The 840-nt window shown below is 55.7% G+C and carries 1 protein-coding gene; it reads left to right on the top strand.

Going from position 1 to position 840, the window contains the following annotated elements; all coding sequences use genetic code 11:
* Positions 1 to 840, top strand: an 840-nt coding sequence (locus GFJ41_RS20915; RefSeq protein WP_170075978.1) for a fibrinogen-related protein, incomplete at both ends; no start/stop codon positions are given.

The following is an 840-nucleotide window of genomic DNA, read 5'->3' on the forward strand; positions in this document are numbered from 1 at the left end:
GGACAAAGTGGTTTATCTGAAGGACTCGCAGACGCAGGCGCAGAAATCTTCACCAGACTTGTACATCCAGAAGTCCTCGAACATGCTGGACGATGTGCTGAGGTTTGAGAGGACCATCCTCGCTCAGGAGGAACAGCTTTATGATCTGCAGAAGACTCTTGCGGATAACGAGAAGCGCCTGACGGGCCTGAAGCAGCTCTCCCAACTGCTGGATGAGAAGTGTAAACTGCCGTGTAGAGACACTGTGACCATTCAGCCCATCACTGGGAAAGACTGTCAGGACATCGCTAATAAGGGGGCGAAGGTCAGCGGGCTGTATTACGTGCAGCCGGCCAAAGCACCCGGCCTCGCTGCCGCGCCCGCGCCCTTCCTGGTGTACTGCGAGATCGACAGCACAGGCCGAGGCTGGACCGTGCTTCAGAGGAGGCGAGATGGCAGTGTTGACTTCAACAGAAACTGGGTTCCATATAAAGAAGGCTTCGGTTATCTCTCTCCTGACGACAGCACAGAGTTCTGGCTCGGAAACCAGAAGATCCACCTGCTGACGGTCCAGCCCGGCCTTCCGTACGTGCTCAGGATCGATATGGTGGACTGGGACGGAGTCAAAAGAACCGCGAACTACGCCACGTTTAAAGTGGGTCCTGAGGTCGATAACTACCGTCTGACCTACGCTTACTATTTAGAAGGAGACGCCGGCGACGCGTTTGACGGGTTTGAGTTTGGTGATGACGTGAGCGATAAAGCACACACGTCTCATAACGGCCAGCAGTTCAGCACACCCGACAGAGACAACGACAAGTACAGCGGGAACTGCGCCAAGCAGGACGGCTCGGGCTGGTG

Origin of the sequence: Paraclostridium dentum (genome assembly GCF_012922555.1) — a bacterium.
Classification (GTDB): Bacteria; Bacillota; Clostridia; order Peptostreptococcales; family Peptostreptococcaceae; genus Paraclostridium; species Paraclostridium dentum.